The sequence below is a fragment of the Colwellia sp. F1 genome (assembly GCF_056238625.1).
This window is the reverse complement of sequence record NZ_JBWDLI010000003.1, coordinates 20353-36713: the sequence shown is the minus strand read 5'-3', so window position 1 is coordinate 36713 and position 16361 is coordinate 20353. Positions and strand designations below refer to the sequence as shown.

The 16361-nt window shown below is 38.8% G+C and carries 12 protein-coding genes; 8 read left to right on the top strand and 4 right to left on the bottom strand.

Going from position 1 to position 16361, the window contains the following annotated elements:
• Window positions 1–368: 368 nt before the first annotated feature.
• Window positions 369–1841, top strand: a complete 1473-nt coding sequence (locus tag AC0UA9_RS03230) for an NAD-dependent succinate-semialdehyde dehydrogenase (protein ID WP_475656972.1) — start codon at window positions 369–371, stop codon at window positions 1839–1841.
• A gap of 105 nt (window positions 1842–1946) precedes the next feature.
• Here AC0UA9_RS03230 and pyk read toward each other — a convergent pair whose 3' ends face one another.
• Both pyk and AC0UA9_RS03220 read right to left on the bottom strand, forming a co-directional pair.
• Window positions 1947–3398, bottom strand: a complete 1452-nt coding sequence (gene pyk / locus AC0UA9_RS03225; RefSeq protein WP_475656970.1) for a pyruvate kinase — start codon at window positions 3396–3398, stop codon at window positions 1947–1949.
• 157 nt (window positions 3399–3555) lie between these two features.
• Window positions 3556–4404 (bottom strand): MurR/RpiR family transcriptional regulator, encoded by an 849-nt coding sequence (locus AC0UA9_RS03220; RefSeq protein WP_475656967.1) that lies wholly within the window; start codon window positions 4402–4404, stop codon window positions 3556–3558.
• 546 nt (window positions 4405–4950) lie between these two features.
• On the opposite strand from AC0UA9_RS03220, the gene zwf reads away from it, so the two are divergent.
• From zwf to AC0UA9_RS03200, 4 genes are all read left to right on the top strand, one after another.
• Window positions 4951–6420: a glucose-6-phosphate dehydrogenase gene (gene zwf / locus AC0UA9_RS03215; RefSeq protein ID WP_475656964.1), complete on the top strand. Its 1470-nt coding sequence runs from the start codon at window positions 4951–4953 to the stop codon at window positions 6418–6420.
• Window positions 6421–6422: 2 nt separating this feature from the next.
• Window positions 6423–7118, top strand: a complete 696-nt coding sequence (gene pgl, locus AC0UA9_RS03210) for a 6-phosphogluconolactonase (protein WP_475656962.1) — start codon at window positions 6423–6425, stop codon at window positions 7116–7118.
• A gap of 76 nt (window positions 7119–7194) precedes the next feature.
• Complete coding sequence (edd, locus tag AC0UA9_RS03205) at window positions 7195–9012, top strand: phosphogluconate dehydratase (RefSeq protein ID WP_475656958.1); 1818 nt, start codon at window positions 7195–7197, stop codon at window positions 9010–9012.
• A gap of 121 nt (window positions 9013–9133) precedes the next feature.
• Window positions 9134–9781 carry a bifunctional 4-hydroxy-2-oxoglutarate aldolase/2-dehydro-3-deoxy-phosphogluconate aldolase gene (locus AC0UA9_RS03200; RefSeq protein ID WP_475656955.1) on the top strand — a complete coding sequence of 216 codons (648 nt, stop codon included), beginning with the start codon at window positions 9134–9136 and terminating at the stop codon, window positions 9779–9781.
• A 72-nt stretch (window positions 9782–9853) separates the two neighbouring features.
• On the opposite strand, the gene AC0UA9_RS03195 is transcribed toward AC0UA9_RS03200, so the two are convergent.
• Window positions 9854–10288, bottom strand: coding sequence for an RNA-binding S4 domain-containing protein (locus tag AC0UA9_RS03195; RefSeq protein WP_475656951.1), 435 nt, complete (start codon window positions 10286–10288; stop codon window positions 9854–9856).
• Window positions 10289–10515: 227 nt separating this feature from the next.
• On the opposite strand from AC0UA9_RS03195, the gene AC0UA9_RS03190 reads away from it, so the two are divergent.
• Window positions 10516–12333 carry an acyl-CoA dehydrogenase C-terminal domain-containing protein gene (locus AC0UA9_RS03190; RefSeq protein ID WP_475656948.1) on the top strand — a complete coding sequence of 606 codons (1818 nt, stop codon included), beginning with the start codon at window positions 10516–10518 and terminating at the stop codon, window positions 12331–12333.
• 342 nt (window positions 12334–12675) lie between these two features.
• Here AC0UA9_RS03190 and AC0UA9_RS03185 read toward each other — a convergent pair whose 3' ends face one another.
• Window positions 12676–13791, bottom strand: coding sequence for a polysaccharide lyase family 7 protein (locus AC0UA9_RS03185; protein WP_475656946.1), 1116 nt, complete (start codon window positions 13789–13791; stop codon window positions 12676–12678).
• Between the two features lie 342 nt (window positions 13792–14133).
• Here AC0UA9_RS03185 and AC0UA9_RS03180 point away from each other — a divergent pair, with 342 nt between their 5' ends.
• Entirely contained in the window at window positions 14134–14922 is a 789-nt protein-coding gene (locus AC0UA9_RS03180) for a DUF3450 domain-containing protein (RefSeq protein ID WP_475656943.1), read from the top strand.
• Window positions 14923–15001: 79 nt separating this feature from the next.
• On the top strand, window positions 15002–16360 hold the full coding sequence (locus tag AC0UA9_RS03175) for a MotA/TolQ/ExbB proton channel family protein (protein WP_475657557.1): 1359 nt from the start codon (window positions 15002–15004) through the stop codon (window positions 16358–16360).
• Window position 16361: the final 1 nt, after the last annotated feature.

Here is a 16361-nt window from a genome sequence, read left to right as displayed (position 1 = left end):
TAAGTTTACGAATGTAAGCGATTCAAAATGTTTTTTAGCGTGGGTTTATAATACTTCATTATAAATTTTAATTAATGGTGAAAGCTCGTCACTAATAACGAACCAATAACAGTATGGGCAAAACCCTAAACCACACGACTAAAAAAGCCTAAAACAAAACTTGTTTTAGGCTTTTCTCTTTCTGTTATGGTAGTTATTACACCGTACTTTTCATGCAGTGCTATCTCAGGTAACTTGTCCCATTAAGCGCTTAACACTTAGCTACTTATTTTTGCGCTTAACCATTGATTAAAAAACATATATTATTTCCTTTAACTTTGCTATTTTTTATATAATATTAATTCAATCTGTAGGCTTTAGGGGCAAGTATGCATCATTTAAATGATCAACAATTATTAAAGAATAGCTCATATATTAATGGCAACTGGCATAGTAGCGTTGATAAAATAGCCGTGATTAATCCCGCAACGGGGAAAACCGTTGCTCAGGTCAGTAATGCTGGTGTTACTGAAGCAGAATTAGCAGTAACAGCGGCAAAAAATGCTTTTAAAGCGTGGTCAGCAAAATCAGCCAATGAACGTGCTACTCTGTTACGCAGCTGGTTTGATCTCATGCTGGCGAATCAAGATGATTTAGGGCGTATTTTAACCTTAGAGCAAGGTAAGCCTTTAGCCGAGGCCAAAGGTGAAATAGCCTATGGTGCAGCTTTTATTGAATGGTTTGCTGAAGAGGGCAAACGTGTTTATGGTGACACCATTCCAGCGCCATCAGGTGATAAACGCATAATTGTAATAAAACAGCCTATTGGTGTTGTTGCAGCAATAACGCCTTGGAACTTCCCAAACGCAATGATAGCCCGAAAAGCTGCTGCTGCACTTGCTTCAGGTTGTACTTTTGTTGTTCGCCCAGCCACTCAAACGCCGTTATCGGCACTTGCAATGGCAGAGCTTGCCGAGCGTGCTGGCATTCCTGCCGGTGTTTTTAATGTTATTGTTGGCGATGATGCCCAAGGCATTGGAAAGGTGTTAACAGAGCACAAAGATATTGCTAAATTTACGTTTACAGGCTCTACCAAGGTGGGCAAGTCACTTATTAAACAATGTGCTTCCACGGTTAAAAAAGTGTCTATGGAACTCGGCGGTAATGCGCCTTTTATTGTCTTTGATGATGCCGACATTGACGCCGCTGTTGCGGGTGCTTTAGCGTCTAAATATAGAAATGCAGGACAAACCTGTGTGTGTACTAACCGTATTTTGGTGCAAGCAGGGGTGTTACAAGAGTTTACTGCAAAATTTATTGCAGCAGTGAAAGGTTTATCGGTAGGTAATGGTTTAGATGAAGGTGTTACTATTGGCCCGATGATCACCGCGCAAGCAGTGAGCGAGGTAAAAAAATTAGTCGCCGATTCTGTTAGCCAAGGTGCCCAACTTGTGTTGGGTACTACGGAGTCCTCAACAGCAGAAAAATCGCTTGGTGAAAACTTCTTAGCGCCTACCATACTCAGTAACGTCACTAACAATATGCCAATAGCACAAAATGAAATTTTTGGTCCTGTTTCCCCTATTATTAGTTTCAAAGAAGAAGATGAAGCTATCGCGTTAGCTAATGATACTGAATTTGGTCTTGCTTCTTACTTTTATGCTCGTGACATAGGCCGAATATGGCGGGTTGCTGAAGGTTTAACTTTTGGGATGGTCGGTATTAATGAAAGTATGATTTCTAATGCAGCAGCCCCTTTTGGCGGCGTGAAACAGTCAGGTAATGGTCGTGAGGGCTCTAAGTATGGCTTGGCTGATTACTTAGAAATTAAATATTTGTGTATGGGCGGCTTAGACAAATAATAGCAAGCAAACACAGGGTGAGAGTGTAAGCGCAAAAAAACGGCGACTTTATAATGAAGTTTTATCAAGTCGCCGTTTTGTTAGTTTGCCTTAGTCAGCTTGTACTTAACTAAAGTGTGCTTTAGTAAGTGTTAACACTTTTAATGTGTTTGATGCGCCAACGGTTTCCATAAGATCACCGTGGGTCAAAATAACTTTATCGCCAACAGACAACTCAGAGTTTTTACACACTATTTTCAAAATATCATCACTTAATGCTTCATCTGTACTGTTAGTTGAATCAAAAGCAATTGGGTAAACGCCACGGTAAATAGCCGTTTTATTTAAGGTTTTTGAATGACGTGATAATGAGTAAATAGGTAAGCCAGAAGTGATGCGAGACATTAATTTACTTGTATGGCCTGACTCTGTCAGTGCTATAATAGCGGTAACACCGTTTAGGTGATTAGCTGCATACATAGCAGATAAAGCCACTGTTTCAGAGATTTCATCGAAGGTTAAATCCATTCTATGATTAGAAATATTGACCGAGCGATGTTTTTCAGCGCCATGACAAACACTGGCCATTGCAGTAACTGTTTCAACAGGGTATTTACCCGCAGCCGTTTCTGCACTTAGCATTACTGCATCAGTACCGTCTAATACAGCGTTAGCAACATCCATTACTTCTGCACGCGTAGGCATTGGTTGCTCTATCATAGTTTCCATCATTTGAGTTGCTGTAATTACAACACGGTTTAAACGACGAGAGCGGGCGATAATGTGCTTTTGTTTACCAACAAGCTCGGCATCACCAATTTCAACGCCTAAATCACCACGCGCAACCATCACAACATCAGACGCTAAAATGATACCGTCAAGCACTTCGTCGTCATTAACGGCTTCAGCTCGTTCAATTTTTGAAACTAAACGAGCATCACAACCTGCTTCTTGCGCTAATAAACGCGCTTCACGCATGTCTGCAGCATCACGTGGGAAAGATACGGCTAAAAAGTCAACATTCATTTTGGCTGCTAATTTTATATCTTCTTTATCTTTAGCGGTTAATGCAGGGGCTGTTAAACCACCGCCTTGACGATTTATCCCTTTATTATTAGATAAAGGACCACCCACAGTAACTTCAGTAAAGACAGAGCTATCACTCGTAGATAATACTTTAAGTTGTACGCGGCCATCGTCAAGTAATAAAATATCACCCTTAGAAACATCTTGTACTAATTTTTTATAGTCAATCCCCACTTTTTCTTGGCAACCTTGGCCTTTTTCTAAGTTGGCATCTAGTTCAAATTTGTCACCAATTGCAAGTGTTATCGGGCCGTCTTTAAATGTTGAAATACGAATTTTAGGGCCTTGTAAATCACCTAATATACCAACATAGATACCTAATTCTTTTGCAGCTTCACGTACGTTATTTGCTCTATCGATATGATCTTGAGGTACGCCGTGAGAAAAATTAAGTCTTACAACGTTTACACCCGCAGCAAGTACTGCTTTTAATACGTCTTTGTCATCAGTTGCTGGACCAAGGGTAGCAACAATTTTCGTTCTTCTAGGCATTTTAATCCTTAACTTTTTTAATGTGTCTAATGATCATCGGTTTAAATACTTGGTTTACAATTTATACCTGTTTGCATGTTATTGCGCGGTTATTTTCGCTTTATACTTAACACGTAGGTAAACAGGTGTTGTTAATTTTATTGGCATAGTGCTAATGCTAATCTTTACGTTCGAAACGTGAGCTTCTTAAACTGTCTTTGACTTTCTTTAAGTTATCTCTAAATTTACTACCACGCCTTAAAGTAAAGCCCGTTGCTAGGACATCAACTAACGCCAATTGCGCAATCCTTGAAGACATAGGCATGTAAAGGTCGGTATCTTCAGCAACATCAACCGATAAAACAATACTGCACTCTTTTGCTAGCGGTGTACCATTAGTGGTGATACCAATAACAGTAGCATCATTTTCTTTTGCTAAGCTAGCCACCTCAACTAATGACTTTGTTCTGCCTGTATGTGATATAACAATAACAACATCACCTTGACGGCTATTTATAGCACTCATTCGTTGCATTAATATGTCATCGAAATAGACAACAGGAACATTGAAGCGAAAAAACTTATTTTGCGCATCATGGGCAACAATGGCTGAGGCACCTAAGCCAAAAAAAGATATTTTATTTGCTTGCGTTAGTACATCCACAGAGCGGTTGATCAAACTAGGATCTAAACTTTTGCGTGCTAACTCAAGACTAGCCATGGTTGATTCAAAAATTTTATCTGTATATTCATCAGCCGTATCACTCTCATCAACGTGACGATTAACATAAGGAGTACCATTGGCTAAACTTTGTGCTAAATGCAGTTTAAAATCAGGGTAACCCTTGGTGTCTAACCGACGACAAAAACGATTAACCGTTGGCTCACTGATGTTAGCTTGTTTTGCGAGTGCCGCTATACTTGAATGAATAACAGTACTTGGCGAAGCTAATATAACCTCAGCAACTTTTCGTTCCGACTTACTCAGAAGATCCAGTTCGTTAGTGATCTTTTCTAATATATTCATTATTTTGTGACCCTAGCTCTACTTAATTATTAGCCAAATCGTTGGCGTGTAACATTGATGTTCAATAACCAATAATAGCTACTGTTTTGTTACCGCATTTAATTACTGTAATTTGTTTTCTATAAAAATGACGTAAAAAATGAAATTTTATTTCATAAACTAAGGCTAATATAATGTAAAACACAGGGTCTTTGCAAATACTTAATCGGTAAATATGGTTTTAGTTTAGCATTCCATAACAAAATAAGCCCATATAAACAAAATATACATTTGCTTTATTGTATTTCTTAGTCTTTTAAGGGATTTTATTGATAATATGTAGTAAAATTACAAAAAGTACTTTACTGATCTAGACTCAAGCGCTAGATTAGCACTATATGTAGTTAAGTTACAAAGCTACTGTTTTATTGTTATTATGTATCAGTCTTTACTGATAAGGGTGAATAATAATATTTATCTTTATTAGTCAAGTGATAATTTTTAACAACATTATATATTCAGGTTTAAGGCCAATGAGTATATTCAGATAGGAGGCCAGAGAGAGTTATGAACAAATCAAATTGTCAACTTGCTAGTGAAATCGTTATTTTTGGTGCTTTAGGTGATTTATCTCGTCGTAAGTTATTACCCGCGTTATATCAACTGGAAGCGTGTGGATTAATTAACGAAGAAAGCCGTATTGTTGGTGTTGCTCGCCAAGCCCAGAGTGTAGAAGAATTTACAGCGTTTGTTTTAGAAAACGTTAAAGAGTTTGTAGTAGAAACAATTGATGAAGCTGTTTTAGCGCGTTTTCTTGCGCGTTTAGTTTATCAAAAGCTTGATATGAAAGAAGTCAGTGCGTATGAGAATTTAGCACAAACATTATCAACAGGCCATAATACACGCATTTATTACTTTTCAACCCCTCCGGCTATCTACGGTGATATTTGTGATGGCTTAAACCATGCTTCACTTATTACTGATAAAGACCGAGTAGTAATGGAAAAGCCTATTGGCCACTGTTTAGAGTCATCAAAAGTAATTAATGACCAAGTATCTCGCTTTTTTAGTGAAAACCAAATCTACCGTATCGACCATTATCTAGGTAAGGAAACGGTGTTAAACTTATTAGTATTGCGTTTTGCTAATTCCTTATTTACCACTAACTGGGACCGTAACAGTATTGATCATGTACAAATAACCGTTGCCGAAAGTGTTGGTATAGAAGGGCGTTGGGGTTTTTATGATGAAGCCGGGCAAATGCGCGATATGATTCAAAATCACTTATTACAAATACTATCACTATTAGCAATGGAGCCCCCCGCAGACTTAAGCGCAGAAAGCATTCGCGCAGAAAAACTCAAAGCGGTTAAAGCGCTTTCACCCATTGACCGTACAAATGTTAAAGACAAAACAGTGCGAGGCCAATACGCTGACGGTTATTTAAATGGTGTGGCTGTTCCGGGTTATTTAAATGAAGAAGGTGCTAACACTAACAGTAAAACTGAAACTTTTGTTGCCATTAAAGCTGAAATTGATAACTGGCGATGGAAAGGCGTACCGTTTTACTTAAGAACCGGTAAACGTATGCCGCTTAAGCACAGCGAAATAGTGGTTCATTTTAAAGAACAACCACATAATATTTTTAAAGACAGCTACAGTGACTTACCCGCTAATAAATTAACTATTCGTTTGCAGCCTGATGAAGGGGTTGAATTACAAATGATGAACAAAATTCCGGGTATTGCCTCACAAATGCATATTCAAGAAAACAAACTCGACTTAAGCTTTGACGATAGATATAAAGATCAAAGAGTTATTGACGCTTATGAGCGCTTAATGCTTGAAGTGCTTAATGGTAACCAATCATTATTTGTAAGCCGTGACGAAGTTGAAGCTGCTTGGACTTGGGCAGACAGTATTATAGATGCATGGAAATCAACAAATGAGGCACCCAGACCTTACGCAGCCGGTTCTTGGGGACCTGTTTCTTCTATTTCTTTAATTGCGCGCGATGATCGCCAGTGGGTTGAATAACAATGTATAAATTAAATGATTTTGAAAGCAAAGAACTATTAGACGAAGCGTTAGCAGAAAATGTTAGCCAAATATTACAAACAGCCATTTCGGCACGTGGTAAAGCAAGTATTGCTGTTTCTGGTGGCTCTACACCAAAAGGCTTTTTTAAAGCGCTGTCTAACAAAGATATTGACTGGAAAAAAGTAACGATTACTTTAGCGGATGAACGTTGGGTTGATATTAATTCAAACGATAGTAATACCCGTTTAGTGCATGAAAATCTTTTAGTAAATAAAGCATCTTCAGCCAAATTTTTCCACTTAAAACAAGGGGAAACATTATCTAAAGAGACATTAGTTGACCTTAACCTAGCTGCTGATAATGCTTTACTGCCATTAGATGTCACTATTTTAGGGATGGGCGAAGATGGACATACTGCTTCCCTTTTTCCTTGTAGCGCTCAAATACAACAAGGTTTAGATGTAAACAATGCTAATCCATTATTGAAAGTAGAGCCAACCACAGCGCCGCACCAGCGTATAACATTTAGCTTTGCGGCATTAAAAGAAAGTAAAAACATCTTTTTACACCTAAGCGGTGACAATAAAAAACAAGTGTTAACGCAAGCACTTAGTGATAACAATATTTTTGAAATGCCTATAAGAGCCTTCTTACAAGGGGATGATATTGATACCCAAGTTTATTGGGCTCCGTAAATAGTAAACCTATAATAACAACAATAAAAAATAATAGATTATCTAAAACCATCAAAAATAGAATTTGAGAAACATTATGAAACAAGAAATTATAGATATTACCGAGCGTATAATCGCTCGAAGTGCAGACACACGAAAAGAGTACTTGGCAAATATAGCCGCAGCAAAATCAGAAACAGTTCACCGTGCAAGTCTATCATGCGGTAACTTAGCACATGGCTTTGCTGCTTGTGGAAAAGACGATAAACAAGCCGTTAAAGGGTTAACCCATTCAGACATCGCCATTGTTTCAGCATATAACGACATGTTAAGTGCGCATCAACCGTATGAAACCTATCCGCAAATTATTAAAGAAGCGGTTAAATCAGCTGGTGGCGTTGCCCAGTTTGCTGCGGGTGTTCCAGCAATGTGTGATGGTGTAACACAAGGTCAACCGGGTATGGATTTAAGCTTAATGAGCCGCGATGTTATTGCGATGGCTTCATCTATTGGTTTATCTCATAACATGTTTGATGGCGCGTTAATGATGGGTATTTGTGACAAAATAGTCCCAGGCCTATTAATATCTAGCTTTACCTTTGGTCACTTACCTACAGTATTTGTACCAGCTGGACCAATGCCATCGGGTATTCCAAATAAAGAAAAAGCCCGTGTACGCCAGCAATATGCACAAGGTGAAGTAGATGAAACTATTTTACTAGAGGCAGAATCAGCCTCTTACCATGCACCAGGTACTTGTACTTTTTTTGGTACCGCAAACTCTAATCAGCTTGTTGTTGAAGTCATGGGCTTACATTTACCCGGTGCTTCGTTTATTCCACCAAACACACCATTACGTGAAGAACTAACTAAAGCTGCATCGCGCCAAGTCACGCGTTTAACACAACAGTCGGGCAATTATATGCCTGTTGGACAAATGGTTGATGAACGCTCTATCGTTAATGCCATTGTTGCTTTATTGGCAACAGGTGGCTCAACTAACTTAACCATGCACATAATCGCTTTTGCCCGTGCAGCTGGCATTATTGTCAACTTTCAAGACTTTAATGACTTGTCACACGTGGTACCGTTAATTACAAAAATTTATCCTAACGGCCACGCTGATATTAATCACTTCCAAGAAGCGGGTGGCATGGCATTACTATTTAAAGAACTGCTTAATGCAGGTTTATTAAATGAAGATGTAGAAACCGTTTGTGGCCGTGGTTTAACACGCTATACCCAAAAGCCGATATTAGATAATGGCGAGCTGAAATGGGTTGACTGTGTGGAAAAATCACTTGATGAAAATGTTATTGCTACCGTTGAAAAACCCTTTAAAGTGGATGGCGGTTTAAAAACCTTAAAGGGTAACTTAGGCACGTCTGTGTTGAAAACATCGGCCTTAACCGAAGGCCACTTGGTTATTAGAGCACCTGCGGTAGTATTTGAAGACCAACATGAATTACAAGCGGCATTTGACAATGGCGAATTAGAAAAAGACTTTATTGCGGTTGTACGTTTTCAAGGTCCTAAGGCCCGTGGAATGCCAGAATTACATAAGTTAACACCGCCACTGGGCGTGTTACAAGATAAAGGCTTTAAAGTTGCCTTAGTCACAGATGGCCGTATGTCTGGCGCGTCAGGTAAAGTGCCTGCAGCTATTCATTTATGTCCAGAAGCCTTAGATGGCGGCTTGATCGCTAAAGTTAAAAATGGCGATATGATTAATTTAAACGGTGAAACAGGCGAGCTAACATTACTGGTAGATGAGCAAGAACTAGCGGCTCGTGAAAATTCACACTTTAATGTTAACGGACATCATCAAGGTATGGGACGTGAACTCTTCGGCTTTATGCGTCGCAACTTAAGCTCTGCAGAAACCGGCGCATGTTCACTTTTTGATAATAAATAACACCAACGGGTATCCGTTGTACCATTAAACAATTGCTCTGGTTGAGCCTTCACTGTTAACCAGGGCATAGTTTAACCATTACGCACCAAGTATATTTAAAATAAAACAACATAGAGGATTTATGACAACATTAAAAAATTGGCAGATCATGCCAAAAGAGCTTTTCGCGATGGGGCCTATTGTTCCTGTTTTAGTGGTTGATAAAGTAGAAGACGCTCTGCCAATAGCTGAAGCACTTTTAACAGCAGGTATTAAAGTGTTAGAAGTAACATTACGTACGCCTGCAGCGCTAGACGTTGTTAGTGCTATTGCTAAAGAGTTACCTGAAGCCATTGTTGGTACAGGTACTGTGACGAACCGTCATCAATTACAACAGTCTGTTGATGCAGGTGCTAAATTTGCAATAAGCCCTGGTTTAACAACGGATTTATTGAAAGCGGGTAATGAAAGTAGCATTGCATTAATTCCAGGTATTTCTTCAATTTCAGACTTGATGACTGCATCGGACCTTGGTTATGACCATTTGAAATTTTTCCCTGCTGAAGCCTCAGGTGGTGTTAACGCAATTAAATCAATTGGTGGCCCATTCCCACACATTACCTTCTGCCCAACAGGTGGTATCAACTTGAATAATATTCGTGATTATTTAGCGCTACCTAATGTTGCTTGTTGTGGTGGTTCTTGGTTAGTACCTAATCAAGCGGTTGTAGATAAAAACTGGGCTGAAATCACGAAGTTATCTAACGAAGTAATTAACTTCGTTAAATAATTTTAACTCTGATGGCAAAACAACTTTATCATAAAGCCTAGGCTAGGTTTATTAACGTTACTTTTGCTAAACCTAAAAAGAGATTGGTTTTCTTTTCGATCTTTGCGCAGTAACATCAACCGGTGTTACTGCTTTTTTTGGTTTATTCTTTTTCGCCTTAGCCTGCTTGATTGAGGGGGGAGCGCTCCCTTGACCTAATGGGTAATCGTCTGGCTTATTTATTGTTTCTATCGAGTCTGTTTCGTTAGCTGCTCTGGTAGAGTCTGTGACTTCCTTTAAGTCATCATTAATAATAATTTGCAGTACTTCACCGTTAAACTCCACAATATCGTTATGATAAACCTTTTTTCTTTTTCTATATTCCACCTCGCCATTAAGTAAAACATAGCCTTCATTGATAACAACTTTCGCCTCTCCACCGCCAGAGACTAAATCGGCAATTTTGAGTAATTTGTATAACTCAATTGGTTGTTGATCTAACTGTATTTCTAAATAACTTTCTGCCATAGCGCGCTCAAACATTGAAAATAAGTGGGTATTTACAGGCTATTTTAACATTATTATTGTAAATAATGTTTAATATTTTATCTAAAGTAAACAGTAACTTGTATTAAACTATAAGCCTAATGAACAGAAAAATTTAAATATAGCTTGAATAAGTGGTAAGACCAGTGTTTAATTAATGTATACATAACACCACAGCACCATAAATACGCTTATGGTAGGAGCACGAAATGCTTAGTTACAAAGCACCGATAGCAGACATTAAATTTTTAATTGAAGACGTATTTGATTATTACGGGCACTATAAAAAGTATCCTGAATTTGAAGAGGCTACGCCTGACTTAACCGATGCAATACTACAAGAGTGTGCTAAGTTTTGTGAAAATGAACTTCTCCCTTTATACCAAAGTGGCGATAAAGAAGGTTGTACCTTCAATAATGGCACTGTGACTACACCTAAAGGGTTTAAAGAGGCTTATAATCAATATGTTGCGGGAGGCTGGCAAAGCTTGTCTCACCCAGTTGAACATGGTGGACAAGGGTTACCACCGTCATTGGGTATGGCTAAACAAGAAATGATGGGCACAGCTAACTGGTCTTGGGCTATGTATCCAGGTTTAAGTCATGGTGCAATGAACACGGTACAAACCCACGGCAACGAAACACAAAAAGAACTGTACTTAACACGTTTAACCGAAGGTACCTGGACTGGCACTATGTGCTTAACAGAGCCACAATGTGGCACCGATTTAGGCCAAGTTAAAACTAAGGCCGAACCTAATGGTGATGGCACTTATAGTATCACCGGCACTAAAATATTTATTTCAGCCGGAGAGCATGACTTAACTGACAACATTATTCATATTGTACTTGCTAGGCTCCCAGGTGCGCCTGAAGGTACACGTGGTATTTCACTATTTATTGTACCTAAAATCAAAACCGATGCTCAAGGTAACTTAGGTGAGTCTAATCAGGTTACCTGTGGCTCAATTGAAGATAAAATGGGTATTAAAGCCTCTGCAACAGCCGTATTAAATTTTGATAATGCAATTGGTGAGTTAATTGGCCCTGAAAATAAGGGGTTAGAATGCATGTTCACCTTTATGAATACTGCGCGTGTTGGTACGGCATTACAGGGGGTTTGTTCAGCAGAATTAGCGTATCAAAACTCATTGATTTACGCTAAAGAGCGTTTATCAATGCGTTCACTTACCGGCAAAAAGTATCCGGAGCAAGTTGCTGACCCTATTATTGTACACCCCGATGTGCGTAAAATGTTGATGACACAAAAAGCTATCTCTGAAGGCGGCCGCGCGATGATTTATTACACGGCCAAACTCGTAGATGACATTGAAATGGCCAAAACTACAGCGGACAAAGAAGCCGCTGATGAACGTTTAGGGTTTATTACGCCAATTCTTAAAGCATTTTTAACTGAGCTTGGCTCAGAAAGTGCAAATCATGGTTTACAAATATTTGGTGGCCACGGTTATATAAAAGAGTGGGGCATGGAGCAAATTGTACGCGATGCCCGTATTGCCACACTTTATGAAGGCACTACCGGTATACAAGCCCTTGATTTACTTGGCCGTAAAATTTTACTTAGCCGGGGTAAATCGCTAAAAGCTTTTGCTAAAGAGGTGTTAACCTTTTGTAAAGATACAAGCATGATTTCAAGTAACCCTTATAAACGCCAAATGAATAAATTTATTTGGCCATTAAGTAAAAATGTCGCTAATTGGCAACAGTACACGCTTAGGTTGGCGCTCAAGGCTAAAAAAGATAGAGATATTGTTGGCTCAGCTTCGGTAGATTACTTGATGTACTCAGGTTATATCGTAATGGCTTATTTTTGGGCTCAAATGGCGCAAGCGTCTTATGAAAAGCTGGCAACTGATGTAGAAAATCGTGACTTCTACCGTGCCAAAATTAAAACGGCAGAATTTTACTTTGAACGGTTGTTACCTAGAACTAAATCACTCGCAAAAACTATGATGGCAGATCCTAAAACCCTTATGCAGCTAGACCAAGAGTTATTGTCATTTTGATAAACTTAGCACTCAGCTATAAGGCTTGTGCAACGCAAGGTAACTCGTTTTTGTTTAGAGCAGTTTCTTCATGGTTGTTGCACTAGACAAATATACTGGGGCTTATTGTGCTCGCTAAACAATATAGCCTGAGTGCGCATAAACATAACAAAAAAGCCTAGCATCAAAGTGAATTAACTTTTACTGCTAGGCTTTTGTATTGATGGTTATCGGCTACCTGCTGATGCGTTGCTTAACTTTAGTCAGGTGCGGGGTAAAATCCACCAGCGTTGTCTTTTATAGGTCCTTTGCTGTGCAAGTCTAGACAAAAGACTATAATAGAGCATTGATATCAGTTACCATTTATTGAGCAGGGTCAGTTGAGTCACTTAAGACCAACTTACTAAACGTTGCTTGAGTATAGTCACCATTTGCTTTGTCTGTTTCCCAATCACCGGTACCTAAACAAGCGGCATACCACATACCGGGTGAATCTTGTGTGCTACATTGGTTATAAGCACCAGCTTTAAAGTATAACCAGTCACCGGTATATCCCCATTTGTTATCTTTTTCATCTACTACGCCATAAGGGTCAACATTATCAGCCAAGTTAACACTATATTTAACGGTTGGTTTGCCTGCCGCTGTAAAGGTTAAATGCATCATGTTTTCGTGTACATTAATGGTATAACTAAACTCTTCACCTAGTGCTATACCTTTATCACCTGGCTCTTCTGGGTTTTCCCAAGTATTGCCCCATACAGGGTAGGCAATATCCGTTCTGTTGGGATCATCCTTCATTAGGTTTCGCTCATAGTTCCAAAAGACAGAGCCTTTATCGTGATCTGGCCATTTTTTGTAATAAATTTTAATCGGTTCATTGCCTGCACCAAAGCCAAAGCCTTTTTTCATTAATGCTTTGTCTTTACCTGCATGTATTTGACCAACTACCACAGAATAGGCTGGGGGTTTATTAACATTTTTAGCTCTTAGTGCCACATGGTCAACTTTTAAAGTTGCTTCAAGTTTTCCACCTATAGCACCGAAATGCTTAGCCATAGGGTGAGCGGCAATGGCAAAGTTATTGCGTGGGTAATTGGTTTTTATTTTAGTGTTCATACCACGAAGCATTTGGCGTAACTCACTGCGTGTATTACTTGAGTTGGCGGTAGTGATCGCTTTATTTGGGGTAGCAAAAACCAATCCGCCATTTTCATCAAGATAAAAGAAATCAGGATGAGAATAGCTTTGCATTGCTTTTACTTTAATTTCATCAATTTTGCCGTCGTTGTTTAAATCAACAGGGACATTCATTTTCCAATGAGATAAATCAAACTTATCGGCTGGAATAACAGCATTAGTTTTTGGCGTAAATGAAGATGTTTTGTCTTCGCTACTGGCACATGACATAAGCAGTGCAACAGAAGCAGGTATAATGGTTAAGGATAAAATAATTTGTTTTATTTTGAATTTATTCATAATGTTCTCTTAATAATTAATAGACTGATTGTTGAACGCTTATCTTAATAAGTAGGCAAACGTTAAAGTAAAATAACTTCGCTATAATTTGAAATTCAAACCATAACTTATCATACCAATAGAAAATGTAAAACAAACCAATTAGAAATTATTGTTATTACCTCTTATTTTCTTCTGGTAATGCCATAAATGTCTTTTCTCTTTTTATACTACTCAACAGGTACAGTTTGCTTTTTTGATTGAGTGATAAATTCATAAAAATGAAATATTACTGAAACTTAACTGTCATATTCCTTCGTTAGACTTTGTCACAATTATTTTATGACAAAAATAGGTAAACCAATGAAGTTATCTCACCTTGCCAAAGCAAGCTTATTACTTAGCCTTAGTGCTAGTAACATAGTAAATGCTATTGCCAATGAAAATGATGCAAAACAACTCGATGAAGTTGTTGCAGTTGGACATCAAATTAACCAGTCTGCAGCTAATTCACAATTGAAAGTGAATAACTTTACCGAGCAAGCACAAACAAAATTACAACAATTTAATGCAGTGACTAAAGAGTTAGATGGGTTAAAGGTATATAACCAACAAATGCAGCTGCAATTAGACAACCAGGTGTCAGAGTTGGCACAAATTGCCAAGTCAATGGATGAGGTAAGTGTTGTTGAACGTCAAATATCGCCTTTAATGGCGCGGATGATTTCTACATTAGAACAATTTGTACAGCTTGATGTACCATTTTTGTCACAAGAGCGTAGTAAAAGGCTCAATGATTTAAATGCCATGATGGCTCATGCCGACATATCAATTGCTGAGAAGTTTCGCCGTGTGTTAGAAGCGTATCAAATAGAAGTAGATTATGGCCGCACTATTGAATCTTACAGTGGCCAATTAACTGTTGATAATCAACCAATGGACGTAGATTTTTTACGTGTTGGACGTGTTAGTTATATTTATCAAACACGCGACGGTAGCCGGTTAGGGCAGTGGGACCAAGCAACAGGTCAATGGACCACGCTTTCACAAGACTATCGCTTAGGCATTAATAAAGCCCTTCGTATTGCACGCAAACAACTCGCACCCGACCTAATCATGGTGCCCTTGACCAACACACAAGCCAAGTTATAACAGAGTAACCACAACCATGACTATTATAAAACCTGTTAAATCGTTAATCAGCTTTACCAAGCAAACAATAACAACTGTAATGCTGCCCTCGCTCTTTTCATTAACGTTAATAGGCGGTGTAAACGCCGCAGAACAAGCAACAAACCTTGATGACTTATTAAATCAACTTGAACAAGGAAAGATTGCACAGTCCAAGCAAAATAAAACCAGAGAAGCTGAATTTAAAGCGAAAGTAGATCAGCAGCAGTCAATGCTGAACGACATTAAAAACCAACGAGATGCTGCGTTGACACTCAGTGTTGATTTAGAGAAAACATTTGCTAACAATGAAGTTAAATTAGCCAATAGTACCGAGGCACTTAATAAACGGTTAGGTGAATTGAAAGAGTTATTTGGCGTGCTTCAACAGGTTTCAGGTGACACACGTAGTAAATTTCAAACGTCAGTCGTTTCTGCACAAATACCAGGACGCGGCGAGTTTTTAGATGAATTTGCAAAAAGTATGGGCTCAACCAGTAAGTTAGCGTCGATCGAAGAAATTGAACGTTTATGGTTTGAACTTCAACGAGAAATGACACAAAACGGTAAAATTCATACCTTTAATCGTGAAGTGGTTTTGGCCAATGGTGAACGCATTAATACAAATGTGACTCGGGTTGGCGGTTTCAACTTAATCGCTAACGGTAAATACCTCGAATATATTGATGAAACAGGCAGTGTGGCAGAGTTAATTAGACAGCCTGCAAATCGCTACTTATCAACGATTAACGCCTTAACCTCAAGTAAAGAAACAACCGCTTTTGCGTTAGACCCAACAGGCGGTTCAATTTTAAGTTTGTTAGTACAGGCACCCGATACCCGTGAGCGTGTTGACCAAGGTGGGGTGGTTGGTTATATCATTTTAGCCATTGGTGCTGTGGGCTTACTTATTGCGTTAATACGACTGATTAATTTGATATCAGTAGGAGCGAAAGTTAACCGCCAACTGAAATCAGATATTGCTTCAAACGACAATCCGTTAGGCCGTGTTATGCAAGTCAAAGATGATAATCCTGGCTTAGACACAGACTCTTTAGAACTAAAGCTCTCAGAAGCAATTTTACGTGAGCTACCCAAGCTTTCTAGCATGCTAACCTTGATAAAAATTATTTCAGTGGTGGCACCGTTAATTGGCTTGTTAGGGACAGTGACCGGTATGATTAATACATTCCAAGCGATCACCTTGTTTGGTACTGGTGATCCCAAATTAATGGCAGGGGGGATTTCTCAAGCACTAGTGACCACGGTACTTGGCTTAGTGGTTGCCATCCCAATGGTATTTATTTTCGCTTATTTAAATAGCCGAAGTAAAAATATTATCAATGTTTTGCAACAAGAAAGCACGGGGATTATTGCCCAACGTTCTGAGAACACAGAGTTTGCAGGGCAAGGAGCATAAC

Coding starts and splice junctions, on each gene's coding strand:
- AC0UA9_RS03175 (WP_475657557.1), top strand. CDS start 15,002: ATGCTGCCCTCGCTCTTTTCATTAACGTTAATAGGCGGTGTAAACGCC.
- AC0UA9_RS03195 (WP_475656951.1), bottom strand. CDS start 10,288: ATGGCAGAAAGTTATTTAGAAATACAGTTAGATCAACAACCAATTGAG.
- pgl (WP_475656962.1), top strand. CDS start 6,423: ATGTATAAATTAAATGATTTTGAAAGCAAAGAACTATTAGACGAAGCG.
- AC0UA9_RS03180 (WP_475656943.1), top strand. CDS start 14,134: ATGAAGTTATCTCACCTTGCCAAAGCAAGCTTATTACTTAGCCTTAGT.
- AC0UA9_RS03220 (WP_475656967.1), bottom strand. CDS start 4,404: ATGAATATATTAGAAAAGATCACTAACGAACTGGATCTTCTGAGTAAG.
- pyk (WP_475656970.1), bottom strand. CDS start 3,398: ATGCCTAGAAGAACGAAAATTGTTGCTACCCTTGGTCCAGCAACTGAT.
- AC0UA9_RS03190 (WP_475656948.1), top strand. CDS start 10,516: ATGCTTAGTTACAAAGCACCGATAGCAGACATTAAATTTTTAATTGAA.
- AC0UA9_RS03185 (WP_475656946.1), bottom strand. CDS start 13,791: ATGAATAAATTCAAAATAAAACAAATTATTTTATCCTTAACCATTATA.
- AC0UA9_RS03200 (WP_475656955.1), top strand. CDS start 9,134: ATGACAACATTAAAAAATTGGCAGATCATGCCAAAAGAGCTTTTCGCG.
- AC0UA9_RS03230 (WP_475656972.1), top strand. CDS start 369: ATGCATCATTTAAATGATCAACAATTATTAAAGAATAGCTCATATATT.
- zwf (WP_475656964.1), top strand. CDS start 4,951: ATGAACAAATCAAATTGTCAACTTGCTAGTGAAATCGTTATTTTTGGT.
- edd (WP_475656958.1), top strand. CDS start 7,195: ATGAAACAAGAAATTATAGATATTACCGAGCGTATAATCGCTCGAAGT.